The organism is Streptomyces sp. NRRL B-1140, assembly GCF_001280065.1.
Classification (GTDB): Bacteria; Actinomycetota; Actinomycetes; order Streptomycetales; family Streptomycetaceae; genus Streptomyces.
The window spans coordinates 107,282-131,435 of the sequence record NZ_LGEA01000101.1 but is presented as its reverse complement, the minus strand read 5'-3'; the positions used below and the strand labels follow the sequence as shown (position 1 = coordinate 131,435).

General features: G+C 71.3%; 22 protein-coding genes. 15 read left to right on the top strand and 7 right to left on the bottom strand.

The window, feature by feature from the left end; translation table 11 throughout:
- The first annotated feature begins 44 nt into the window (after window positions 1-44).
- The 3 genes from ADK65_RS20705 to ADK65_RS20695 all read left to right on the top strand — a co-directional run bounded on the left by ADK65_RS20705 (window position 45) and on the right by ADK65_RS20695 (window position 3,219).
- On the top strand, window positions 45-938 hold the full coding sequence (locus ADK65_RS20705) for a TauD/TfdA dioxygenase family protein (protein ID WP_053671809.1): 894 nt from the start codon (window positions 45-47) through the stop codon (window positions 936-938).
- 119 nt (window positions 939-1,057) lie between these two features.
- Complete coding sequence (locus ADK65_RS20700; protein ID WP_053671808.1) at window positions 1,058-2,440, top strand: amino acid permease; 1,383 nt, start codon at window positions 1,058-1,060, stop codon at window positions 2,438-2,440.
- A gap of 131 nt (window positions 2,441-2,571) precedes the next feature.
- On the top strand, window positions 2,572-3,219 hold the full coding sequence (locus ADK65_RS20695) for a superoxide dismutase (protein ID WP_053671807.1): 648 nt from the start codon (window positions 2,572-2,574) through the stop codon (window positions 3,217-3,219).
- Window positions 3,220-3,324: 105 nt separating this feature from the next.
- On the opposite strand, the gene ADK65_RS20690 is transcribed toward ADK65_RS20695, so the two are convergent.
- The 4 genes from ADK65_RS20690 to ADK65_RS20675 all read right to left on the bottom strand — a co-directional run bounded on the left by ADK65_RS20690 (window position 3,325) and on the right by ADK65_RS20675 (window position 6,840).
- The gene (locus ADK65_RS20690) at window positions 3,325-3,849 is read right to left on the bottom strand and encodes a hypothetical protein (protein WP_053671806.1); all 525 of its coding nucleotides are present in this window, start codon (window positions 3,847-3,849) and stop codon (window positions 3,325-3,327) included.
- A 79-nt stretch (window positions 3,850-3,928) separates the two neighbouring features.
- Window positions 3,929-4,705 carry an SAM-dependent methyltransferase gene (locus ADK65_RS20685; RefSeq protein WP_053671805.1) on the bottom strand — a complete coding sequence of 259 codons (777 nt, stop codon included), beginning with the start codon at window positions 4,703-4,705 and terminating at the stop codon, window positions 3,929-3,931.
- A 12-nt stretch (window positions 4,706-4,717) separates the two neighbouring features.
- Window positions 4,718-5,341 carry a histidine phosphatase family protein gene (locus ADK65_RS20680; RefSeq protein ID WP_053671804.1) on the bottom strand — a complete coding sequence of 208 codons (624 nt, stop codon included), beginning with the start codon at window positions 5,339-5,341 and terminating at the stop codon, window positions 4,718-4,720.
- Window positions 5,338-6,840 carry an FGGY-family carbohydrate kinase gene (locus ADK65_RS20675; RefSeq protein ID WP_053671803.1) on the bottom strand — a complete coding sequence of 501 codons (1,503 nt, stop codon included), beginning with the start codon at window positions 6,838-6,840 and terminating at the stop codon, window positions 5,338-5,340. Before ADK65_RS20675 ends, ADK65_RS20680 begins: the two co-directional genes overlap by 4 nt.
- Window positions 6,841-6,996: 156 nt before the next feature.
- Between ADK65_RS20675 and ADK65_RS20670 the strand changes: the two genes are divergently transcribed.
- From ADK65_RS20670 to ADK65_RS20625, 10 genes are read left to right on the top strand one after another with little or no spacing between them, the layout of a single operon-like run.
- On the top strand, window positions 6,997-8,418 hold the full coding sequence (locus ADK65_RS20670; RefSeq protein WP_053671802.1) for an ABC transporter substrate-binding protein: 1,422 nt from the start codon (window positions 6,997-6,999) through the stop codon (window positions 8,416-8,418).
- A gap of 2 nt (window positions 8,419-8,420) precedes the next feature.
- Window positions 8,421-9,299, top strand: a complete 879-nt coding sequence (locus ADK65_RS20665; RefSeq protein WP_053671801.1) for a carbohydrate ABC transporter permease — start codon at window positions 8,421-8,423, stop codon at window positions 9,297-9,299.
- The gene (locus ADK65_RS20660; protein WP_053671800.1) at window positions 9,296-10,120 is read left to right on the top strand and encodes a carbohydrate ABC transporter permease; all 825 of its coding nucleotides are present in this window, start codon (window positions 9,296-9,298) and stop codon (window positions 10,118-10,120) included. Before ADK65_RS20665 ends, ADK65_RS20660 begins: the two co-directional genes overlap by 4 nt.
- Window positions 10,117-11,205: an ABC transporter ATP-binding protein gene (locus ADK65_RS20655; protein ID WP_053671799.1), complete on the top strand. Its 1,089-nt coding sequence runs from the start codon at window positions 10,117-10,119 to the stop codon at window positions 11,203-11,205. The genes ADK65_RS20660 and ADK65_RS20655 overlap by 4 nt, the downstream gene beginning before the upstream one ends.
- Window positions 11,202-12,038, top strand: a complete 837-nt coding sequence (locus ADK65_RS20650) for a DeoR/GlpR family DNA-binding transcription regulator (RefSeq protein ID WP_053671798.1) — start codon at window positions 11,202-11,204, stop codon at window positions 12,036-12,038. Before ADK65_RS20655 ends, ADK65_RS20650 begins: the two co-directional genes overlap by 4 nt.
- The gene (locus tag ADK65_RS20645) at window positions 12,007-13,104 is read left to right on the top strand and encodes an ABC transporter ATP-binding protein (protein WP_053671797.1); all 1,098 of its coding nucleotides are present in this window, start codon (window positions 12,007-12,009) and stop codon (window positions 13,102-13,104) included. Before ADK65_RS20650 ends, ADK65_RS20645 begins: the two co-directional genes overlap by 32 nt.
- A complete protein-coding gene (locus ADK65_RS20640; RefSeq protein WP_053671796.1) occupies window positions 13,101-14,132 on the top strand; it encodes a 2-hydroxyacid dehydrogenase in 1,032 nt (343 codons plus the stop codon). The genes ADK65_RS20645 and ADK65_RS20640 overlap by 4 nt, the downstream gene beginning before the upstream one ends.
- Window positions 14,133-14,151: 19 nt before the next feature.
- Window positions 14,152-15,576 (top strand): FGGY-family carbohydrate kinase, encoded by a 1,425-nt coding sequence (locus tag ADK65_RS20635; RefSeq protein WP_053671795.1) that lies wholly within the window; start codon window positions 14,152-14,154, stop codon window positions 15,574-15,576.
- A gap of 26 nt (window positions 15,577-15,602) precedes the next feature.
- Entirely contained in the window at window positions 15,603-16,640 is a 1,038-nt protein-coding gene (locus ADK65_RS20630) for a glycerophosphodiester phosphodiesterase family protein (RefSeq protein ID WP_053671794.1), read from the top strand.
- The gene (locus ADK65_RS20625; protein ID WP_053671793.1) at window positions 16,640-16,861 is read left to right on the top strand and encodes a hypothetical protein; all 222 of its coding nucleotides are present in this window, start codon (window positions 16,640-16,642) and stop codon (window positions 16,859-16,861) included. Before ADK65_RS20630 ends, ADK65_RS20625 begins: the two co-directional genes overlap by 1 nt.
- A gap of 3 nt (window positions 16,862-16,864) precedes the next feature.
- Here the strand turns inward: ADK65_RS20625 and ADK65_RS20620 are convergent, their stop codons facing one another.
- Window positions 16,865-17,503 (bottom strand): DsbA family protein, encoded by a 639-nt coding sequence (locus tag ADK65_RS20620; RefSeq protein ID WP_053671792.1) that lies wholly within the window; start codon window positions 17,501-17,503, stop codon window positions 16,865-16,867.
- A 137-nt stretch (window positions 17,504-17,640) separates the two neighbouring features.
- Here ADK65_RS20620 and pepN point away from each other — a divergent pair, with 137 nt between their 5' ends.
- Window positions 17,641-20,220: an aminopeptidase N gene (gene pepN / locus ADK65_RS20615; protein WP_053671791.1), complete on the top strand. Its 2,580-nt coding sequence runs from the start codon at window positions 17,641-17,643 to the stop codon at window positions 20,218-20,220.
- A gap of 195 nt (window positions 20,221-20,415) precedes the next feature.
- Window positions 20,416-21,456, top strand: a complete 1,041-nt coding sequence (locus ADK65_RS20610; RefSeq protein ID WP_053671790.1) for a hypothetical protein — start codon at window positions 20,416-20,418, stop codon at window positions 21,454-21,456.
- Between the two features lie 116 nt (window positions 21,457-21,572).
- On the opposite strand, the gene ADK65_RS20605 is transcribed toward ADK65_RS20610, so the two are convergent.
- Together ADK65_RS20605 and ADK65_RS20600 are read right to left on the bottom strand one after the other, a co-directional pair.
- Window positions 21,573-23,333: a TIGR03767 family metallophosphoesterase gene (locus ADK65_RS20605; RefSeq protein ID WP_053671789.1), complete on the bottom strand. Its 1,761-nt coding sequence runs from the start codon at window positions 23,331-23,333 to the stop codon at window positions 21,573-21,575.
- A gap of 231 nt (window positions 23,334-23,564) precedes the next feature.
- Window positions 23,565-24,023, bottom strand: coding sequence for an NUDIX hydrolase (locus tag ADK65_RS20600; RefSeq protein WP_234352920.1), 459 nt, complete (start codon window positions 24,021-24,023; stop codon window positions 23,565-23,567).
- Between the last annotated feature and the right edge of the window lie 131 nt (window positions 24,024-24,154).

The window sequence follows — 24,154 nt, the reverse complement described above, 5'->3', positions numbered from 1 at the left end:
CCCCCGCCCTCGTCCGAACCCCCGTCCTCCGGAAGGAACCCGTCATGGCCATCGAGATCCACAAGGTCACCGCGAACATCGGCGCCCGAGTCGAGGGCGTCGACCTCACCCGGCCCCTCGGCCAGGAGACCTACGCCGCCCTGCGGGACGCGCTCAACACCCACAAGGCCCTGGTCTTCGACGCGGAAGGCCTCGACGACGCGGGCCAGCAGGCCTTCGCCCGTCATTTCGGCGACATCACCACCGCTCACCCGACGGTGTCGTCCATCGCCGACGCCCCGAACGTACTGCCCGTCGACAGCGAGCGGGGCCGGGCCGCCAACCACTGGCACACCGACGTCACCTTCGTCCTCAACCCGCCGCAGGCCAGCACCCTGCGCAGCATCACGATCCCGCCGTACGGCGGCGAGACGCTGATCGCCAGCTCGGCCGCCGCGTACCGCAACCTGCCCGAGTCGCTGCGCAGCCTCGCCGACACCTTGTGGGCCGAGCACACCAACGACTACGACTACGCCGTCCCGGACGAGGAAGTCGACGAGGAACAGGCCGCCCGGCGCGCGCAGTTCACCTCGATCAGGTACCGCACGGTCCACCCGGTGGTCCGCGTGCATCCGCTGACGGGCGAGCGCGGCCTGTTCATCGGCGGCTTCGCGCAGCGGATCGTGGGCCTCTCCCCGGGCGAGTCGCGCAAGATCCTCGACCTGCTCCAGGCGTACGTCACCCGGCCGGAGAACATCCTCCGCCACCGCTGGTCGCCGAACCAGCTCGTCCTGTTCGACAACCGCATCACCCAGCACTACGCCATCGACAACTACGACGGCCTGCCGCGCCGCCTGCACCGGGTCACCGTCGCGGGTGACATCCCCGTCGGGATCGAGGGCAAGGAGAGCTACGTCATCGAGGGCGACGCCTCGCACTACACGCCGGTCGCCGCATAGCCACACAGAGCGACACGACCGTCCACATGCTGGGATGCCTCTCCGTCAGGCGGAGAGGCATCCGACACTGGCGGCGTTTTGCCCTCGTACGCCCCTCACGCATAGGACGAGTCGCGCCCATGCCCAGCAGCACCACCACGGGGACGCCGCCCAGCGCGGACGACGTCTCCCTCTCCCATGGCCTGAAGCAGCGCCACCTGTCGATGATCGCCCTCGGCGGGGTGATCGGGGCCGGTCTGTTCGTCGGCTCCGGTGCCGGTATCGCCGCGGCCGGTCCGTCGATCGTGGTCGCCTACGCCCTCTCCGGTGCCCTCGTGATGCTCGTGATGCGGATGCTCGGCGAGATGTCGGCCGCGTATCCGTCGTCGGGGTCGTTCTCGGCGCACGCCGAGCGGGCGATCGGCCCCTGGGCGGGATTCACCGCCGGCTGGTCGTTCTGGGTGCTGCTCTGCACCGCCGTCGGCCTGGAGGGCATCGGCGCCGCGAAGATCGTCCACGGCTGGCTGCCGGGCACGCCGGAGTGGGCGTGGGTGGCACTGTTCATGGTCGTCTTCTGCGGCACGAACCTGGCCGCCGTGAAGAACTTCGGCGAGTTCGAGTTCTGGTTCGCGGCGCTGAAGGTCGGCGCGATCACCCTGTTCCTGGTGCTCGGCGTCCTGGCGATCGCGGGCGTCCTGCCCGGCACGGACTCGCCGGGCGCGAGTCACCTCACCGACTTCCTGCCGAACGGCGGCGAGGGCCTGGTCATCGGCCTGCTCGCCTCGGTCTTCGCCTACGGCGGTCTGGAGACGGTCACCATCGCCGCCGCCGAGTCGGAGAACCCCGTCAAGGGCGTCGCGAGCGCGGTCCGCACGGCGATGTGGCGCATCGCGCTGTTCTACGTCGGCTCCATGGCCGTCATCGTCACGCTCGTCCCCTGGGACTCGAAGGCGGTCGTCGAGAAGGGCCCGTACGTCGCCGCCCTCGACCAGCTCGGCATCCCCGGCGCCGGCCAGCTGATGAACGTGGTCGTCCTGGTCGCCCTGCTGTCCGCCATGAACGCCAACGTCTACGGCGCCTCCCGCATCGCCTACTCGCTCGTGGAGCGCGGGCAGGGCCCGAAGGGCTTGGGCCGGGTCTCGGGCGGGGTGCCGCGGATCGCCGTGCTGGCGTCCTCGGTGTTCGGGTTCCTGTGCGTGCTGCTGAGCTACTGGCGGCCGAACGACGTCTTCGCCTGGCTGCTGAACATGATCGGCGCGGTGATCCTGGTCGTCTGGATCTTCATCGCCGTCTCGCAGCTGCGCCTGCGCCGCCGCCTGGAGCGCGAGGCGCCCGAGAAGCTGGCCGTGCGCATGTGGGCGTTCCCCTGGCTGACCTGGGTCGCCCTGGCCGCGATGGCCGCGGTCTTCGTCCTGATGGCCCGGGAGCCGGACACGCGGGTGCAGCTGTACTCGACGGGCGGGATGATCCTGGTCCTGGCGGCGGTCGGGTACGCGTGGCAGAAGGCCCGGGCCAAGCAGTAGGAAGCCCACCGCCGAAGGCCCCCGCGACACACGCGGGGGCCTTTCACGTGCCCGGGCCCCACCAGAGGCCCTCCTGCTGCTAGCGTGCAGTTGCAAGCCTATTGCAATAAGGTCCGGAGGGGATCCCGCCCATGCCCGTCTACACGCTGCCTGAACTGCCCTACGACTACTCCGCGCTCGCCCCCGTGATCAGCCCCGAGATCATCGAGCTGCATCACGACAAGCACCACGCCGCCTATGTGAAGGGCGCCAACGACACGCTGGAGCAGCTGGCCGAGGCGCGGGACAAGGAGACGTGGGGGTCGATCAACGGGCTGGAGAAGAACCTGGCCTTCCATCTGTCCGGGCACATCCTGCACAGCATCTACTGGCAGAACATGACCGGCCCGAAGGACGGTGGCGGGGAGCCGCTGGCGCAGGACGGGGTGGGTGAGCTCGCGGACGCGATCACGGAGTCCTTCGGCTCCTTCGCGCGGTTCAAGGCGCAGTTGTCCAAGGCGTCGGCCACCACGCAGGGTTCGGGCTGGGGAGTGCTGGCCTACGAGCCGCTGAGCGGGCGGCTGATCGTGGAGCAGGTCTACGACCACCAGGGCAACGTCGGCCAGGGCGCCACCCCGATCCTCGTCTTCGACGCCTGGGAGCACGCCTTCTACCTGCAGTACCGCAACCAGAAGGTCGACTTCATCGAGGCGATGTGGCAGGTCGTCAACTGGCAGGATGTGGCCCGTCGTCACCAGGCCGCCAAGTCCCGATCGGATGTGCTGTTGCTGGCCCCCTGAGGCCGTGAAGCGTCCTGCCTCGTGATCGTCTTCTCACCCTTCACGCACGGCAGGCGGAGAGAAGGAGACCCCCGCGAGGACGTGACTCGCGGGGGTCTCCCGTGCCTAGGCGGCGTGGTGGATGACCAGCTTGAACTCGGCCAAGGTCAGCAGCCTCGACGTGGCGTCGTCGTGCGTGACCCGCAGGGCGAGCGGCATGCCCGGGTCGACGAAGATGCCGTGGCTCTTGACGAAGAACTGCCCGCCCGGCGACGGCGGCCGATGCTCGGTCGCCGTCGTGTCGTTCGGAGTCGGCGTCAGCCCCAGTGGGTCGCGCACGAACTGGTCGCGCAGCTCCGTGTAGCCGTTGGAGGCGCTCGCCGCCTCCCACTGGATCATCGCGTGGAGCTGGCCCCAGCCGGCTTTCGACGGCCAGATCAGCCCGCTGCGGTCGTCCGTCGCCCAGTTGGACACCACGTAGCCGTCCGGCTGCACGGCCTGGTGCATCTCGAAACGATCGGTGGGCTCGGCCGCGCCGAAGGGGAACCGCACCACCTTGTACGTGGTGCCGGGCGCGATCAGCTGAGGTGTGTCGACCTTCAGTGAGCACACCTGCACTCCGGGGGCGGTGGGGTCGCTCGTGCCGGACATGGGGCAGCTCTGCCCATCCGGACGGCCCGTTATGCGCCGTGCGTCCACTTCGGGCCCCCGGAGCGCGCAGCCGTGCGCGTCACGGCTTGCGGCCCAGGCCGCCGTGCTGGCCGATCGGGTCCGTGGGGGCGCCCGGCTCGGGGTGCCACAGCGGTACCGAGACCACGCCCGGTGCCACCAGTTCCAGGCCCTCGAAGAACGCCTCGATCTGCTCGACCGGTCGCAGGAAGTACGGGACCGCGCCCGTCTCGTTGTAGGCGTCCTGTGCCTGCTCGTAGGCCGGGTCCGTGCCGCGTGAGCCCTCGTTGAGGGAGAGGTGACTGCCGGAGGGCAGGCCGGCCAGGAGACGGCGGACCAGGTCGCGGGCCTGGTCGTAGTCGGCCACGTGGCCCAGGATGCCGCTGAGGATCAGGGCCGTGGGGCGGGTGAGGTCGAGGGTCTTGCCGGCGGCCGCGAGGACCTCCTCGGGCTCGAAGAGGCTGATGGGCTCGTACGCCGTCGCTCCCTCGGGGGTGGAGGTGAGCAGGGCGCGGGCGTGCGCGAGGACCAGCGGGTCGTTGTCCACGTAGACGATCCGCGCCTCGGGGGCGAGCCGCTGGGCGACCTCATGGGTGTTGTCGACGGTCGGCAGGCCGGTGCCGACGTCGAGGAACTGCCGCACGCCCGCCTCCCGGACGAGGTACCGGATGCTGCGGCCGAGGAAGGCGCGGCTGCTGCGGGCGATGGTGACGATGCCGGGGAAGACGGCGGTGTACGCGTCACCGGCCGCCTCGTCCACCGGGTAGTTGTCCTTCCCGCCCAGCCAGTAGTTCCAGATCCGGGCCGAGTGCGGCACCGACGTGTCGATCTGCGTCATGTGCCCATACTGCTACGGCACTTCGGTCTCGCACGGCACATTGAGTGAGAGGAGTGCGGCGGAACCGTCGGGGTTCATGCGCAGTTCACTGATCGCCGCGTTCCGCAACCGCGGGAGCACTCTGCGGTACTCGCTCACCGGGATCGACAGCAGGGTGCACAGCACCAGCCGCAGCAGCGTGTTGTGGGCGACGACCAGGACGCGTTCGCCGGGATGGGCGGCGGTGATGTCCCGCAGGGCGCGCACGCCGCGGGCCGCCGCCGCCAGCGGGTCCTCGGCACCGGGGAAGGAGTGCTCCACCGGGTCGGCCCGGTAGGCCGCGGCCCACTCGGGGTCCTCGGCCTCGAACTCGGCGAGCGTCCGGCCCTCCAGAACCCCGAAGTCGCATTCACGCAGGTGGGGTTCGCTCTGGGGGGTGAGGCCGAGGGCGCGGCAGGCGGGCTCGGCGGTGGCGACGGCGCGGGACAACGGAGACGTCCAGATCGCGTCGACCGGGTGGGTGGCGGCCCACCGGCCGAGGGCGTCGGCCTGGGCGCGGCCGGTGTCGGTGAGGTCGATGTCGCTGATGCCGGCGTAGCGGTTCTCGGTGTGCCAGACGGTCTGTCCGTGGCGGACCAGCAGGAGGGTCGTACTCATGAGGCGGAAGTATCCCGGTTCAGCCGGCCGTACGCGTGCGCGGCGACCGGGCCGGGCAGCCAGCCGCGCTCCCGCAGGGCGTCGACGAGACGCGCGTACGGCTCGGCGAAGGCTGCCGTGCGCCCCGGGCGGGGCGCGACGACGGTGCGGACGCGGACCATGCGTGCGGTGACGTCCGCGAGCGCGCCGGTCCCCGACGCCCCGTACGCGGCCAGCGCCGCCATGCCCAGGGCCGGTTCGGTCTGCTCGGGGACGCGGGCCGGGCGGCCCAGGATGTCGGCGCGCAGCTGGTTCCAGTACGGGCTGCGGGCACCGCCGCCGGTGAAGGTGAGCGGGCCGTCCAGAGGGGCGCCGAGGTGGTGCAGGTAGTCCAGGCACAGACGTTCGGCGAAGCCGACGCCCTGGAGCAGCGCGGCCCACAGATCGGCGTCCTCCACGGGATCGCCCAGGACGAACGAGGTCGCCCCGGGTGCCCGGAACGGGAACCGCTCCCCCGGCGAGACGAGCGGGTAGGCGATCGCATTCGACGGCTCGAACGCCCTGGCCTGTGCGTCCATCTCGGCCGGGTCGGCCCGCGGGAAGTGCGCCGCGAGCGCCCCGGCCCCGACGCTCGACGCCCCGCCGGGCAGCCAGGTGCCGTCCGGGGCACGGTGGTTGTAGACCACGCCGGCCGGGTCGCGGACCGGGTCGCGGGCGGCGCCCTTCAGCACGAGCGTGGTGCCGAGCACGGAGTTCCAGGAGCCGGGACGCAGCGCGCCCGACGCGATCTGGGCCGCACAGCCGTCGGTCATTCCCGCGAACACCGGCGTGCCGGCGGGGATGCCGGTGGCGTCGGCGGCGGCCGGGCCGACCTCGCCGAGGCGCGTCCCCGGCGGGACGACGTCCGGGAACAGGCCGTCGGGGACGCCCAGTGCGGCCAGGGCGGTCTGCGGCCAGCGGGCGCGCTCCAGGTCGTAGCCCGTCTTCAGGGCGTGGCTGGAGTCGGCCGGGGGCGGCTCGCCCGTGAGGCGGGAGACGACCAGGTCGGGCTGGTGCGCCAGGCGCAGCGAGGTGCCGCGGTACTCCTCCAGCAGCCACAGCGCCTTCGGCAGCGCCCAGGTGTCCTGGACCGCGAGCCCCGCCTCCCGGGCCCGGGCGGCCTGGGTCTTCGCCCGTCCGTCGTCGTACATCAGCGCGGGGCCGACCGGGCGGCCCGCGCCGTCCGTCGGCAGGACCGTGCCGGACGTGCCGCACACCGCGAGTCCGCCGATCGGCCGGCCCGGGGGCGCGCTGCGCAGGGCCGCCCGCGAGGCATCGCACAGCGCCGCCCACCACAGCAGCGGGTCCTGCTCGTGCCGCACGCCGTCCCGCCGTCCCGTCAGCGGGGCCGAGCCGCGGCCGAGGACCGTGCCGTCGGCGGTGACGAGCAGTACGCGGACGCCCTGTGTGCCCAGATCGATGCCCAGCCAGCCCGCACCCGTGTCCGCGGCCTCGCCCTCGCCCGCACCGTCGTTCACCATCCGGAACCTCCCACGCCGTCGCAGCCGGATCTGTGAACTTCTCACTGTGCCCCGATATTTTCCCGTGCGCGAGGGATTGACGCCCAACTTCAGCCGTTCCACCCTCTGTTAACGAGTCGACTCGACGTGTTAACCAGGCTCCACGCGGAGGTACGGATGGACACGCACGTGCACGACCGCCGACGCTTCCTCACCCTCGCCGCCGCGGCGGCGGCCACCCCGTTGCTCGCGGCCTGCGGCGCCGGTTTCGGCGGGAACGACGACAAGAGCGACGGCTCGGCGGCGGACGACGTCACCGGTTCCTTCGACTGGAAGCGGGAGAAGGGCACCACCGTCAAAGCCCTGCTCAACAAGCACCCGTACACCGACGCCCTCATCGCCGACCTCAAGTCGTTCACCGCACGGACGGGCATCGAGGTCGAGTACGACGTCTTCCCCGAGGACAACTACTTCGACAAGCTCACCGTGGACCTGTCCAGCGGGCGTGCCTCCTACGACGTCTTCATGCTCGGCGCGTACATGGTGTGGCAGTACGGGCCGCCGGGCTGGCTGGAGGACCTCGGGCCCTGGATGCGCAACTCCTCCGCGACGGCCTCCGAATGGGACCAAGCGGACTTCTTCCCGAACCTGCTGCAGGCCGACCAGTGGTCCCTGAAGGCGGGCGCGCCACTCGGCAAGGGCGGGCAGTACGCCCTGCCGTGGGGCTGGGAGACGAACGTCGTCGCCTACAACACCGAGGTGTTCGGGAAACTCGGCGTGAAGCCGGCCGAGACGTTCGACGAGCTGACCGAACTCGCCGGGACCATCAAGCGCAAGGCGCCGGGCGCCGGCTTCGACGGGATGTACGGGATCGCCGTACGCGGGTCCAGGAGCTGGGCCACCATCCACCCGGGCTTCATGACGATGTACGCCCGCAACGGGCTGAAGGACTTCACGGTCGACGGCGGCAAGCTCACCCCCGCCATGAACAGCCCCGAGGCCGTCGCCTTCACCGAGGACTGGGCCCGCATGGTCAAACAGGGCGGGCCGCCGTCCTGGACGTCGTACACCTGGTACCAGTGCTCCAGCGACCTGGGCGCGAAGAAGGCCGGGATGCTGTTCGACGCCGACACGGCCGCCTACTTCCAGGCGGTGAAGGGCGCGAGCCCCGCCTCCGGGAAGATCGCCTTCCACCCCGGGCCGAAGGGACCGGACGGCTCGCTCGCCACCAACATGTGGATCTGGTCGCTCGGCATGAACGCCAAGAGCAAGAAGAAGAGCGCCAGTTGGCTGTTCCTGCAGTGGGCGACCGGCAAGGAGCACCTGCGCAGGGGCGCGATCAGGCACAACCACATCGACCCGGTGCGCAAGTCGGTCGCGAACGACGCCGCGTACAAGGACAAGATGCGGCACCTGCCTGGTTTCCTGGAGACCTTCGAGACAGTCGTCGACCAGACGAAGATCCAGTTCACCCCGCAGGCGCAGTTCTTCGACGCGACGACCAGCTGGGCGGCGGCCCTCCAGGAGATCTACGGCGGCAAGGGCGCGAAGTCGGTCCTGGACGGGCTGGCGGACGACCTCGCCGGCAAGGTGGGCTAGCCATGCGGCTCGCGCTGCGGCCGTACCTCCTGATCGTCCCGGCCCTGTTGCTGACCTGCGGGATCCTCTACCCCTTCGGGCTCGGTCTGTACTACACGCTGTTCGACTTCTCGGCGAGCACACCGCAGCCGGACATGGTGCGGTTCGAGAACTACAGAGCCGTCTTCACCCAGGAGGCGTTCTGGAACTCGGCATGGGTGACCGTGCTGTACGCCGTCGGGGCGGCCCTCGCCGAGACCGTGCTCGGCGTGGCCGTCGCCCTGCTGCTGCACCGGTCGACGATCATCGGCCGGGTCCTGGAGAAGATCCTGATCCTGCCGCTGATGATCGCGCCGGTGATCGCGGCGATCATCTGGAAGCTGATGCTCCAGCCGTCGGTCGGTGTCGTCAACCACCTGCTCAAACCCGTCGGCCTGGGCGGCGTGCAGTGGACCGACACGCCGACGGGCGCACTGCTGTCGTCGATCGCCGTGGACGTGTGGGTCTACACGCCGTTCGTGGCGATCCTCGCCCTGGCCGGTCTGCGGTCGCTGCCCGCCTCCCCGTTCGAGGCGGCGGCCGTGGACGGCGCGGGGTGGTGGTACACCTTCCGGCGGCTCACCCTGCCGATGCTGTGGCCGTACGTCCTGGTCGCGGTGATCTTCCGGTTCATGGACTCGCTGAAGGTGTTCGACATCATCTACGCCCTGACCGAGGGCGGGCCGGGGGATGCGACCGTCGTCCTGCAGATCCGGGCCTACCTGGAGGCCATCCGCTTCCAGCGGTACTCCTTCGGGATCAGCTACACGATCGTGCTGTGGGCCGTGGTGTACCTGGCCGCGATGGTGCTGGTGAAGCACCTGGGGAAGATCCAGCGGAAGGCCGCGGAGGTCACCACATGAACAGACGCCTCCTCGGGTGGCTCGGCGACGCCGCCCTGATCCTCTACTTCGTCTTCGCTCTGTTCCCGATCGCCTGGATGGTGATCCTGTCGCTGAAGCCGGCCGACCAGCTCTTCTCCACCTACTTCTCCTTCTCCCCCACCCTCGACGGCTACCGGACCGTCCTCGGCGACAGCGAGGGCATCCCGTTCGTGCGGTTCTTCGTCAACAGCCTCGTGGTGTCGGTCGGAGCGGTCGCGCTGTCGCTGGTGGTGGGGCTGCCGGCGGCGTACGCCTCGGCGCGGTGGCGGTTCAAGGGCTCCGAGAACCTGATGTTCACGCTGCTGTCGTTCCGCTTCGCACCCGAACTGACGGTCATCATCCCGCTGTTCGTGCTGTACCAGAAGCTCGGCTTGTTCGACACGTACGTCGGCATGGTGTGGGTACTGCAACTCGTCACGCTGCCGCTGATCGTGTGGATCATGCGGTCCTACTTCGCCGACCTGACACCCGAGCTGGAACAGGCGGCCCTGCTGGACGGCTACACCCGCAAGCAGGCCTTCTTCAAGGTGGCCCTGCCGCTGGTCAAGCCGGGCATCGCGGCCGTGTCGCTGCTGGCGTTCATCTTCGCCTGGAACAACTTCGTCTTCCCGCTGATCCTCACCTCCAACGAGGCCCAGACGGTGACCGTGGGGGCCCTGTCGTTCCTCGGCGGGGACCGGCCCAAGTACAACCTCACGGCCGCCGCCGCCCTGGTGTCGGTCGTACCGCCGCTGCTGCTGGCGCTGACGATCCAGCGGTATCTGGTGCGGGGGCTGTCGTTCGGGGCGGTGAAGTCTTGATCCGGCTGAGCGGGATACACAAGGCGTACGGGAAGACGCTCGCGCTCGACGGCCTCGAACTGGACGTGCGGGAAGGCGAGTTCTTCTGTCTGCTCGGACCGTCCGGCGCGGGCAAGACCACCACCCTGAAGACCGTCGCCGGACTCGAACAGCCCGACTCCGGGACCGTCCTGCTCGACGGCGACGACATGCGGGGGGTGGAACCGTACGACCGGGGCGTGGCGATGTGCTTCGAGAGCTACGCCCTCTACCCGCACCGCTCGGCCTACGACAATCTGGCCTCGCCGCTGCGCTCGCCCCGGCACCGGCTGCCCGCCGCCGAGGCCCGGCAGCGCATCGGCGCCATCGCCGAACTGCTCGGCATCTCCGGGCTGCTGGACCGGCCCGTCGGGCAGCTGTCCAACGGTCAGCGGCAGCGCGTCGCCCTCGGCCGGGTCCTGGTCCGGCCCGCCCGGGCCTTCCTGCTCGACGAGCCGCTGTCCCACCTGGACGCCAAGCTCCGCCAGCAGATGCGGGCCGAGCTGAAGGCGATCGGGGCCGTGCAGCACACCACCACCCTCTACGTCACCCACGACTCCGTCGAGGCACTGGCGCTCGGCGACCGGATCGGGGTCATCCGGGAGGGCCGGATCGTGCAGACCGGCACCCGGGAGGAGATCTGGTACGCGCCGCACGACACCGAGGTCGCCCGGGCCTTCGGCCGGCCCCGGATCAATCTGCTGCCGGGTGTGGTGACGGAGAGCGGCGTGCGCGCGGACGGCGGGGTCGAACTGCCGGTCCGCCCCCGGGCCGCCCCCGGCACGGACGTCCTGGTCGGTCTGCGGCCCCGGGACATCGCCCTGCACGGCGACGGGCACGAGCTGACGGGGACCGTGTACGTCACCGAGGTGCTCGGCCGGTCCGTCGAGGTCACCGTCCGGCTCGGGACCGGGGAGCAGCGGGTGTCGCTGGTGGCCCCCCGGCACGACGCGGCGCGCCTTCGCACGGACGATCCGGTACGGCTCGTGGTGCGGCCTGAGAACCTGCTGCTGTTCGAGGCCGACCGGCCGGAGCGACCGGGACGACGGATAGAGACCGAGTCATGAGCAGCAACAGCAGTGGTGGACAGCAGGGGCCGGCGGCACGCCAGGCCGCCATGGCCGAGCAGGTGCTCGCCGACGGCTCGGCGACGGCCTCGGAGCTCGCCGAGCGGTTCGGGGTGAGCCTGATGACCATCCACCGGGACCTCGACGAGCTGGAACGGCAGGGCATCGTACGGAAGTTCCGGGGTGGGGTGACCGCGCAGCCCTCGGGGGTCTTCGAGTCGAACGTGCAGTACCGGCTGAAGACCATGCGCGCCGAGAAGGCCGCCGTCGCCGAGCACGCCCTGCGCATGGTGGAGCCCGGCATGGCGATCCTGCTGGACGACTCCACGTCCACGCTGGAGATAGCCAGGCGGCTGCGCACGGCCGAGGTCACCCCGCTGACGGTCGTGACCAACTTCCTGGAGGCCATCAACCTCCTGTCCGACCAGCGGGGCATCCATCTGATGGCGCTCGGCGGCGACTACGACCCGCTGCACTCCTCGTTCCTCGGGGTGTCGTGCGTGGAGGCCGTCGAGCAGTTGCGGGTGGACGTGTGCTTCGCGTCGACGTCGGCCGTGCACGGGGGGTACGCCTACCACCAGGAGCAGCACATCGTGTCCGTGAAGCGGGCGATGCTCGACGCGGCGGCACGCAACGTCCTGCTGATCGACCACACCAAGCTCGGCCGGGTCGCCCTGCACCGGGTCGTCCCGCTGTCCCGCTTCGACACGGTCCTCGTCGGCGACGGGGCGACGCCGGAGGCACTGCGGGATCTGGACGAGCACAAGGTCCGTTACGAGGTTTGCGCGACGAAGGGCGACCATGGCGAGCGGAACGGGACTGGAGCTACGTGAGCTGCGCAAGACCTACCGGTCGCGGGGGCGGCCGTCCGTGGAGGCCGTACGCGGCATCGACCTGAGCCTGCGGTCCGGGGAGCTGCTCGGGCTGCTCGGGCCCTCCGGCTGCGGCAAGTCGACCACCCTGCGGATGATCGCCGGGCTGGAGTCCGTCACCGGCGGGGACATCCTCGTCGGCGGGGCGTCGGTCGTCGAACGGCGAGCGCAGGAGCGGAACATCGGGGTCGCGTTCGAGAACTACGCCCTCTACCCGCCGCTGTCCGTCGCGGAGAACCTGGCGTTCGGCCTGAAGGCCCGGCGCAAGGCCGCCCGGGGTTCCAGGGGGGACGTCGAGCGCAGGGTGAAGGACATCGCCGAGCGGGTCGGTCTGACCGGCCTCCTCGACGCCCGCCCGGCCGGTCTCTCCAGCGGCCAGAAGCAGCGGGTCTCGCTGGCGCGGGCCCTGATCCGCGAACCGGACGTGCTGCTCCTCGACGAGCCGCTCTCCCACCTGGACGCGGCCCAGCGCGATACCACCCGTCGTGAACTCAAGCGCATCCAGAAGGACCTGGGCCACACCACGATCCTGGTCACCCACGACCAGGAGGAGGCCCTCTCCCTCGCCGACCGGATCGCCGTGATGAAGGACGGCGTCATCCAGCAGCTCGGCACCCCCTACGAGATCTACGACAGCCCGGCCAACGTGTTCGTCGCGGACTTCGTCGGCGAGCCCGCGATCACCCTGCTGCCCGGCATCTCCGGCGGCGACGGCCACGCCCGCCTCTCCGACTCCGTGCACGTCGCGCTGCCCGTGCCGGTGGAGCGGGGGCGGGAGGTGGTGGTCGGGATCCGCCCCGAGGACGTCCGGCTCACCGGGGAGGGCGGGCTGCCCGCCCGGGTCGTCGCCCACGAGCCGCTCCTGGAGTCGGGCCTGGCGACCCTCGCCCTGGACGGGGTCGAACGGCATCTGGTCGTCCTCACCGACCCCGAGGTGCGGCTCGCCCACGACGAGCGGGTCGAGGTCGCCGCCGACCCCCGGCACACCCATGTCTTCGACGCCGAGACAGGAGACTCACTGCGATGACCGACCGGAACAGCGTGCGTGTCGTGGCCGCCGGTGACCACTTCGTCCTGCCGTCGCTGATCACGCGGGCGGTGGAGCACGAGGTGGAGCGGGCCGATGTGACGGAACTGCGGCTCGGCTGGCCGCTGGAGCCGTTCGGGCCGGTCGCGGAGGTGCAGGAGGCCAGTGACGCCGAGAACGCGGTGATCGAGGCGCTGGCCGGTGCGGAGGTCCTGGTCACGCAGATGGGACCGGTCACCGAGAAGGTCCTGGCCGCCTGCCCCGATCTGCGGCTGGTCGTGGTGTGCCGGGGCGGGCCGGTCAACGTCAACCTGGACGCGGCCAAAGCCCGTGATGTGCGGGTGTGTTTCGCGCCGGGGCGCAACGCCGCCGCCACCGCGGAGTTCACCGTCGGGATGATGCTGGCGGCCCTGCGCCGCATCCCCCAGGCCCACGAGCCGCTCGCCGGGCGGGCCAGCTGGGAAGGGGCGACGTACTACACGTACGAGCGGAGCGGACTGGAGCTGGAGGACCTGCCCGTCGGGCTCGTCGGGTACGGGGCCGTCGGCAGCAGGGTCGCGCGCGTGCTGTGCGCGTTCGGGGCGCGGGTGATGGTCCACGACCCGTATGTGCACGGCGAGATCCACGGTCTGCGCGTCAGCTCGCTGGACGAACTCCTGGGCCGTTCCCAGGTGGTCAGCCTGCACGCCCGGCTCACCCCCGAGACGCGGGGGCTGATCGGCGCCCGGGAGCTGGGGCTGCTGCCGGCCGGCGCGGTGGTGGTGAACGTGGCCCGGGGCCCGCTGCTGGACGAGGAGGCGCTGTGCGACGCGCTGGAGAGCGGCCGGGTGTCGGCGGCGGCCCTCGACACCTACGAGCGGGAGCCGCTGCCCGCGCGGTCCCGGCTGCTGGGACTCGCCGACCGTGTGGTCCTCACCCCCCACCTGGGCGGGGCGTCACGGGCGGTCGCGGAGAAGGCCGCCCGGATCGCCGCCGAAGAGGTGGGCCGCTGGGTGCGCGGGGAGCCGCTCGCGCACTGTCTGACCTGAGGACCGGGAGGAGAGCCGCATGTACGTCGGCATCGATGTGGGGACGTCCATGGTCAAGGCGGCGGCCTTCGACACCACGGGCCGGCAACTGGGCGTGGAGTGCCGGCCGGTGAGCCTGGACCTGCACGGCGGGGTCGTCGAGCAGGACATGGAGGAGGTGTACGGGGCGGTCGTCGCGGTCCTGGAGGCGCTGACCTCCGCCGTGGACGAGCCCGTCGAGCTGGCCGGGCTCACCGGGCAGGGCGACGGGGTGTGGCTGGTGGACGGCGAGGGCCGGCCGGTGCGGCCCGCCGCCTCCTGGATGGACGGGCGGGCGCACGAACTCGTCGGCCGCTGGCTGGCGGACGGCACGGTCGAGACGGTGTTCCGGCGCACGGGCAGCGCGATGTTCCCCGGCTGCCCCGGGCCGCTGCTGGCCTGGCTGGACCGTCACGAACCGGAGGCGCTGGATGCCGCGAAGGCCGCCCTGTACTGCAAGGACATGGTGTTCCAGCGGCTGACGGGAGCCGCCGCGACGACGGATGTGTCGGACGCCTCCATGCCCTTCCTGGACCCGCGGACCCGGACGTACGACGACCGGGTCGTCGAGGTGCTGGGGCTGGCGCACCGCCGGGGCCTGCTCGCCCCGGTCAGCGACCCGGTGGCGACCGCGAAGACGCGCGGCGAGGGGCTGCCGCCGGGCACGCGCATCGCGAACGGGCCGTACGATCTGCCGGCCTGCGCGCTGGGCGCCGGGGTGACGTCCCCGGGGGACGGTCTGCTGATCGTCGGCACCTGTCTGGCCAGTCTGGTCGCCACGACCGAACTCGACCTGACCGGGGAGCCGGCCGGTCTGTACATCTCCACCGACCGGCCCGGGGACTGGCTGCGCGCCATGCCCGCCATGGTCGGCACGGCGGCGCTGGACTGGGTGCTGTCGACGACCGGAGTGCGGCACGACGAGGTGGACGGTCTGCTGGCCGGGACCCCGCCGGGCGCCAACGGCGTCTCGGTGCTGCCGTACTTCGCGCCCTCCGGCGAACGCGCCCCGTTCGTGGAACCGCGGCTGCGCGCCGAACTCACCGGCGTCTGCCTGGAGTCGACGCGGGGGGACCTGGTCCGCGCCACCTGCGAGGGCATCGGGTACGCGGCCCGGCACTGCCTCCAGGCGGCGGGACTCACCGGGAGCCTGGCGGTCTGCGGCGGCGGCACCCGCAGCTCCGCCTGGATGCGGCTGCTGGCCGACGTGCTCGGGCGTCCGCTGCGGGTCGTCGAGGGCGAGGTGGGTGCGCGGGGCGCGGTCCTGGCGGCGGCCGGACGGTACGGGGTGCCGCTGGACACCGAGGCGTGGACGGCACCGACGGCGGTGGTCGAGCCGGACCCGGAGCGGGCCGCGTTCTACGCGAGGGGCTACGAGGAGCACCTGGACCGGCTGGCCGGGGCGCGGGCCCGGGCACGTCGGTGAATCTGCCTTCGACGAAGGGGAGTTGCATGCAGTTCGGACGGAGATCCCTCCTGCTGGCGGCGGCCGCGGGGACCGCCACGGCCGCGACGGCCACCGCGGCGGCGGCCGGACCCCGCGAGAGCGGCGGCCCGGTGGTCATCGGTCACCGCGGCGCGGCCGGCTGGCGCCCGGAACACACGGCGCCCTCGTACACGTACGCCGTACAGACGGGCGCCGACTGGATCGAACCGGACCTGGTGCCGACCAAGGACCATGTGCTGGTGGTCCGGCACGAGAACGAGATCTCCCAGACCACCGACGTGGCCCGGCACCCGGAGTTCGCGAACCGCCGTACGACGAAGACGGTCGACGGGCGGGCGGTCACCGGCTGGTTCACGGAGGACTTCACGCTGGCCGAACTCAAGACGCTGCGGGCGGTGGAGCGGCTGCCCGCGGTCCGCAACCGCAACACCGTCTTCGACGGGCGTGCGCAGGTCATGACCTTCCAGGAGGTCGTGGACCTGGCACGGCGGCTGTCACGGGAGCACGGCCGGACGATCGCGGTGTTCCCGGAGACGAAGCACCCGACGTACTTCCGGTCCATCGGCCTGCCGCTGGAGCCGAAGCTGGCCGCGGCGATCCGCCGCAACCGGCTCGGCCGGCGCGAGTGCGTGGTGCAGTCCTTCGAGCCGACGAGCCTGCGGCGCATGACGGACCTCGGCGTACCGCTGTGGCAGGCCCTGGGGACCACGGGCGGCCCGTACGACCTGCCCGGGCGGACCTACCGGGACATGATGACGCCGACGGGTCTGGCGGAGATCGCCGCGTACGCGGACTGGATCGGGCCGGACAAGGCGTCGCTCGTCGGCACCTCGCTCGTCGCGGACGCGCACGCGGCGGGGCTGCGGATCGGGCCGTACACCTTCCGCGCGGAGAACCAGTTCCTGCCGGAGCGGTTCCGGCGCGGGAGCGGAGCGAACGATTTCGGGGACGCTTTCGCCGAATACGCGCTGTACTACCGCATGGGGGTCGATGCGGTCGTGACCGACTTCCCGGACCTGGCGGTGATCGCGAGGAGGAGCTGATGTTCTTCAAGGACAAGCACTGCCCGACCTGCAAGGGCAGCGGCACGCAAGTGTTCACACCGCTCAAGCCCGAGGAGCGCAAAGCACTCGGGACGAACCGCACGGACCTGTGGCGCTGCACCGCCGCGGGCTGCCGGTGGTATCAGCCCTGGGACCACCAGGCCGGCGGGGGCCGGCTCCCGGAGGAGTTGCAGAACCCGGGAGCCGACGCCTCGCGGTGATCCCTACAGGTTGGAGAAGTCCGGGCCCTTGGTGCGAGTGCGCTTGATCTCGTAGAAGCCGGGGACCGACGCCACGGCGAGGGTGCCGTCCCACAGGCGGCCGGCCTCCTCGCCCTGCGGGGCCGGGGTGACGACCGGGCCGAAGAAGGCGATCTGCTCGCCGTCGGGTCCGGGCACGGCGATGACCGGGGTGCCGACGTCCTGGCCGACCTTGTCGATGCCCTCCTTGTGGGAGGCGCGCAGCTCCGCCTCGTACGGGGTGGAGTCCCAGTGCTCCAGGAGGGACTCGGGCAGGCCGACGTCCTTCAGGGCCGCGGCGACGGTCTCCTTGCCGGGGCCCTCGGCCCGGTTGTGGATGCGGGTGCCGAGCGCGGTGTACAGGTCGCCGAGGACCTCGGGGCCGTGCTCCTGCTGCGCCGCTATGACGACCCGGACGGGGCCCCACGCCTTGGTCTCCAGCAGCTCGCGGTACTCCTCGGGCAGCTCGTCCAGCCTGTTCTCGTTCAGGACGGCGAGGCTCATGAGGTGCCAGCGGACCTCGATGTCCCTGACCTTCTCCACCTCCAGCACCCAGCGGGAGGTCATCCAGGCCCAGGGGCACAGCGGGTCGAACCAGAAGTCGACGGGGGTCTTGTCCGACATGTCTCTCCTCGAAAGGCAACCGTTTCTCCGGCAACGCCGGTGTGCGCTCGCCTCATTCCCGGCTGCCCCGTGTCAGGTGCGCGTGGCAGGATCGGTCCTGTTCAGCCGTGCCCCACGACATCTGAGGAGTGCCGCCCGTGCCCGGTGAGAATCTGTCCCGCGACGAGGCCCGGGAGCGGGCCGCCCTGCTGAGCGTCGACGGGTACGAGGTGTCCCTCGACCTGCGTTCGGCGGTCGGCGAGGACCAGGGTGACGGGCCCCGCACCTTCCGCTCCGTCACGACGGTCCGCTTCCGCTGCAACGAGCCCGGGGCGAGCACCTTCGCGGACCTGATCGCGCCGAGTGTGACGGCCGTCTCGCTCAACGGCCGTGATCTGGACCCCGGAGAGGTCTTCGACGGCTCCCGGATCACGCTGGAGGACCTGGCCGCGGACAACGAGCTGGTGGTCGACGCCCAGTGCGCCTACTCCCGCACCGGCGAGGGTCTGCACCGCTTCGTCGACCCCGAGGACGGCGAGGTGTACCTGTACACGCAGTACGAGCCGGCCGACTCCCGCCGGGTCTTCGCGAACTTCGAGCAGCCCGACCTGAAGGCCCCCTACCGCTTCGAGGTGCGGGCCCCCGAGGGCTGGACGGTGTGGAGCAACGGCGCCGGTGAGCAGACCGACGGGGTGTGGCGGTTCGCCGAGACCAAGCCGATCTCGACGTACATCACCTGTGTGGTGGCGGGCCCGTACCACTACGTGACGGACTCCTACGCGCGTACGTTCGCGGACGGCACGACGCTGGAGATCCCGCTCGGCGCCCTGTGCCGCAAGGGCCTCGCGCCCCACTTCGACGCCGACGACGTGTTCCTGGTCACCAAGCAGGGCCTGGACTTCTTCCACGACCACTTCGACTTCCCGTACCCGTTCGGCAAGTACGACCAGGCGTTCGTGCCCGAGTACAACCTGGGCGCGATGGAGAACCCGGGGCTGGTGACGTTCCGGGAGGAGTTCATCTTCCGCGGGAAGGTGACGCAGGCGTCCTACGAAGGCCGGGCCAACGTCATCCTGCACGAGATGGCGCACATGTGGTTCGGCGACCTGGTCACCATGGAGTGGTGGGACGACCTGTGGCTGAAGGAGTCCTTCGCGGACTTCATGGGCGCGTTCTCCCTGGTCGGCGCGACCCGTTTCGTCAACGGCTGGATCACCTTCGCCAACCGCCGCAAGGCCTGGGCCTACCGCGCCGACCAGCTCCCATCGACGCACCCGATCACGGCGGACATCCGCGACCTGCAGGACGCCAAGCTCAACTTCGACGGCATCACGTACGCCAAGGGCGCGTCGGTGCTGAAGCAGCTCGTGGCGTACGTCGGTGAGGAGGCGTTCCTGGAGGGCGCCCGGCGCTACTTCAAGCGGCACGCGTACGGCAACACGCGCCTCGGTGACCTGCTGTCGGTGCTGGAGGAGACCGGCGGCCGGGACATGAGCACCTGGTCGCGGTCCTGGCTGCAGACGGCCGGGGTGAACGCGCTGACCCCGCAGGTACTGCTGGACGCGGACGGCCGCGTCGAGGAACTGGCGGTCGTCCAGGAGGCGGCCGAGTCGCACCCGGAGCTGCGGCCGCACCGGGTGGCCGTGGGCCTGTACCGGGTCACGGACGGCGGGACGCTGGAGCGCTACGCGCGCGTGGAGACCGACGTCGACGGCGCCCGCACGATCGTGGCGGACCTGGCCGGCGCCGAGGCTCCCGACCTGGTCCTGGTCAACTACGACGATCTGACCTACTGCAAGATCCGCTTCGACGAGACCTCGCTGGCGACCCTGCGCGAGCACCTGGGAGCGGTCACCGACCCGCTGGCCCGCGCCCTGTGCTGGTCGGCGCTGTGGAACATGACGCGTGACGCGCTGCTCCCGGCGCGGGACTTCGTGGACATGGTGCTGCGGTTCGGCGGGCGCGAGTCCGAGATCGGCGTCGTGCAGATGCTGCACGCGTGGGCGGAGTCGGCGGTCACCCACTACACGGCGTCCGCCCGGCGCGAGACGGCCGCGGCGCTGCTGGCCGAGGGCGCCCGGCGCGAGCTGTACGCGGCCGTGCCGGGCGGCGAGCACCAGCTCGCCTGGGCGCGCTTCTTCGCCCGGACGGCCACCACCGAGGCGGACTTCGCACTGCTGGGGGACCTGCTCGCGGGCACGGCGACGGTCGAGGGCCTCGAACTGGACCAGGAGCTGCGCTGGGTGTTCCTGGAGCCGCTGGCCGCGCACGGGGTGGTGGACGAGAAGGCCCTGGCCGAGGAGCTGGCCCGGGACGACACGGCCTCCGGCAAGCGCCACCAGGTGCGCTGTCTGGCCGCCCGCCCGTCCGAGGCGGTCAAGGCGCAGGCGTGGGCGCAGGTCGTGGAGTCGGACGCGCTGTCCAACGCCATGGTCGAGGCGACCATCGCGGGCTTCTCCCAGGGCTCGCAGCGGGAGCTGATCGCGCCGTACGCCGGGAAGTACTTCGCGGCGATCGAGCGGGTGTGGGCCGAGCGGTCGATCCAGATCGGCATGCACGTGGTGCAGGGCCTGTTCCCCTCACTCCAGCAGTCGCAGGAGACGCTGGACGCCACGGACGCGTGGCTGGACGCCCACAAGGAGGCGGCCCCGGCGCTGCGTCGGCTGGTGCTGGAATCCCGTGACGATCTGGCACGCGCGTTGCGCGGACAGGCGTGCGACGAGGCCGCTGACCAGTAGCTTTGGCCTGAGATCGGGGCGTTCCGCCTTCGTTACGAGACAAGTGCCTCCGAGCCGTAACCCCTGGTCCGCACCCGAACGGACCAGGGGCTTTCGGCAACCGAACATCCGTCCTTTAGTGCCGGGTTGTCCGTAATTGTCGACGGACTCGTAACAGCGGTTCAAAGAGGGTCGGAACGCGGGAAATTGCCAGTCATGACCCACAACACCCCGCTCTCCCCCCGCCCGCTGCACGACCTGTCCGGCGGTGGCCGCCCCCGCGTGCTGACGACGGCCGAGCTCCGCGCGCACGGTGTCTCCACGGCCGAGACGAACGAGCAGTGCCGTGCGGGCGGCCCCTGGCAGCAGCTCCTCCCGGGCGTCGTCCTGCTCCACCCGGGCCCGCCGACCAGCGAGGAGCGGCTGCACGCGGTGCTGATGTACGCGGCGCGGGAGCGCGGCACCGGGGTGCCCGCCCAGCCCGGCGCGAGCCGGCCGCACGCCCCCGCCTACCCCGAGGTGATGATCACCGGCCTGGCCGCGCTGACGCTGCACGGCTTCTCCTCCACTCCCCCGCTGCCGTCCCTGGAGGCGATCGACGTCCTGGTCCCGCGGATGCGGCGGCTGCGCTCCACGGGCTGTGCGCGCATCGTCCGCACGCCCGTCGTGCCCGACCCGGAACAGGTCACGGGGGTGCCGGTGGCACCCGTGGCCCGCGCGCTGGCCGACGCGGTGGCCGAACTGGCCGACGCCGTCACCGTGCGCCGGCTGCTCACGGAGGCGGTCCGGGGCGCCCACTGCGACCCGACGGCGGTGGTCCGCGAGCTGAACCGGGCCCAGCTGCTGAGCCGCCCGCACGTGGTGGACGCGGTGGAGTCCCTGCTCGCGGAGGGCCGGGCCCGCGCCGAGGACCGCCTGTACCGCATGATCGGCGAGTACGGCCTGCCCGACCCGGTCTGGAACGTCGACCTGCGCCTGCCCGGCGGCCCCTACCTCGGCGGGGTCGACGCGTACTGGCCCGACCAGGCGGTGGCGGTGGAGCTCGACACCCGGGCGCCCCGGCAGGACGACGACGCCCTGTGGTCGGAGTACGCCCGCAAGCGCGAGCACCTGGAGCGGCTGGGGATCACGGTCGTCCACATCACGCCGAGGAAGCTGCGCGACGCCCCGGAGCAGCAGGCGACGGTGATCCGCACGGCCCTGATGGCCTCGGCCGACCGCGAACCGGCCGCGTGTGTCGTGGTGTTGCCCCGGTAGTGACGAGCCGCGACAACACCAGGAGGGGAGAGGAGGGGCCGCCGGGGCACACCGGCGGCCCCTCCTCGTGCCCGGGGCCCTACCGGCCGCAGAACTCCGCCTCGACGCAACGGGTCTCAGGCCTTCTTCAGCACCAGCTCCGTGTTGCGGTCCTTCGGGTCGCCGCCGAGGGTCGTCCTCGCGCCGGGGGCGTTGAGGGACAGCTCGCGGTAGAGCGCCGCGAGGCCGGTCTGGGAGAGGTCGGAGAAGTCCGTGCGGTGCGGGGCCGAGGACTCGACCAGGGTCGTGAACAGGGAGATGGTGCCGTCCTTGTTGTCGGTCAGCTCGATGACCCGGGCGAGCTGCGGGAAGTCGACATGGGAGGCCGTGGAGATCTCCCAGAAGGAGCCGCCACCCGCCAGGGCGTGCGGGGTGATCACGTTCTTGTGGATGTGCCCGTTCACCCAGGCGAGCACCCTGGGGTGGCCGCCGAGCAGGGCGAGGACCTCCTGGCCGTCGTGGCGGCGCTCGTCGGGCCTCGCCGGGTCGCTGCGCAGGTTCGTCATCGTCTTGCTGGTGTGATGGCTGAAGATCACCGCGTAGGAGTCCTTGTTGTCCCGCAGCGTCTTGTCCAGCCACTTCAGCTGGGCCGTGCCGATAGACCCCTCGTAGTGGCCGCCGGAGTCGGTGGTGTCCAGGCTGATGCCGATGACGTCGTCGGAGATGCGGAAGGCGTAGTACTGGGTGCCCGCGTCCAGGTTGGCGGAGGAGTAGCCGTGTCCGGCAGGACCGAGGCCGCGGTGGGCCGGGTCCAGGTGCGCCTCGACGTACTCGGCCGGGGTGAAAGGGGCGCGCCTCTCGTCGGGGGTGACCGACCGCATGGAGCGGGCGTGGGACTTCAGGAAGTCGTGGTAGCGGACGCCCTTGGGGTCGGCGGCCTGCTTGATCTGCGCCTGCAGCTGCCGCGCCTCGGCCGCGGTCACGTTCATCAGCTTCTTGCCGCCGACGGCGAGTTCGGTGAGGTAGGAGTCGCCGTGCGAGGCGTAGCAGCCCATCGGCAGGGTGTCGTGGTTGCCGACGGTCGAGTACCAGGGCAGGTTGAGGCCGGGGCTGCGCACCTCACGGATCGCCGCCTTCAGGAAACCGTCGAGGTGGGGGAAACCCGCCTGCTTGTCGCTGTCGCGGACGGCGGCGTCCGGCTGCCAGTACTGCTTGAGGCCGCTGTTCTGGACGCCCTCGTAGCGGCGCGGGTCCCCGGTGTTGGGTGTGATGCGCCCGCCGCTCATGATCTTCAGGTACCAGTCCAGCTCGGACTTGGCGTTGTTGTCGGTGTTGTCGCCGGTGGTCATGGCGAAGTGCAGCGGGGCGCCCGTGACGGGGGCGCCACGCAGTGCGTTGATCCGCTCCACGAGCGCGATCGCGCCCTGCACGGTCAGCGCCTCGTGCGGCCGCCAGGCGTGGATGTCGGCCGAGCGCAGGTACTCCAGGCGCAGCGGGTGCTGCGCGTCGATGATGTGCAGATCGGTGAGCTGCACGAACGCGGCGAGCGCGGTCCGGCGTCCGGCACGGCCCGACTGGGGCGCGGCCAGGTCGGAGCGGACGACTCTGCTCCAGCCGGGGCCGTCCCCGAGGCGCCGGTAGCCGGAGGCGCCGCGCGGGGTGGCGACGTTCGCCACGGTGGTGCCCTTGGTGTAAGGGGCGAGCGGCGCGGCCGGTGCCTGCCGCGAGGAGGCGGCGACGGCCTCGGTCGCCTGCTGGGTGCCCGTGGCGGCCTGGCTGTCGCTGGGCCGCAGGGCGTAGCCGACACCCCCGGCCAGGGCGACCGCACCGGTGGCGGCGAGGACGGAACGACGGTGGATGCCCTGGCCGGAGCCGGCGACTGAGCGTGTGCGCGACATGCGCTTCTCTCCCCGAGTGCGAACGCGTCGGCAGTGGTCGCGGGGCGCTCACGACGTGAACACCTCGCTCGTACTGGATCGTTCGCAGCGGGAATGACCTGCGCGTGAACGAGGCGGCAACGCGCAGCGCCGATCACCGAACGTGGATCTCGGACCGCCCCGCACGTCGCCGCCTGCTCCGGATGCGGCCCGGAGCCGGTCACGCGGCGTTCATCTTCCGGGGTACCGCACCTACTCCACGGCGTCCGCCAGCCGTCCGGTGACCGGGCGTTCGCGCCACATCCGCAGCGCGATGTCGACCATCGAGATCCGCACCAGCCCGGGGACCGCGTCCAGGTCGTGCCAGGCGGCGAGGTCGGTGGAGCCGTTCACCTCGTTGCGCAGTTCACCGCCGATGATGCGGCCCTCGTAGACGAGCCGGACGCCGTGGTGGTCGACGGGGGCTCCGAAGCCGTTGCGGAAGACGCTGTGCGAGGAGTTCACGCCGAGCAGCCCGGTCACCTCGATGCGGTACCCGGTCTCCTCCTCCACCTCCCGCCGGACGGTGTCGTAGGGATCCTCACCGTGCTCCATGCCGCCGCCCGGCACGACCCATTCGAGCGTGCCGTCCCAGGCGGGCGAGCGGGCGAGCAGGATCTGTCCGTCCCGGACGCATATGGCGTAGGCCGCCACCCTCAACTTCTGTCTCACTCCGGGACGTTAACCGATTTCTTCACCACCTTCGGGACTGATGTCCACAAATCGCATCGCGGGTTTTCCCCATACATCCATTTCGTTTGGGTCAACCCTCCCCAAAGGACTTCACCTTGCGTAAAGCTGTG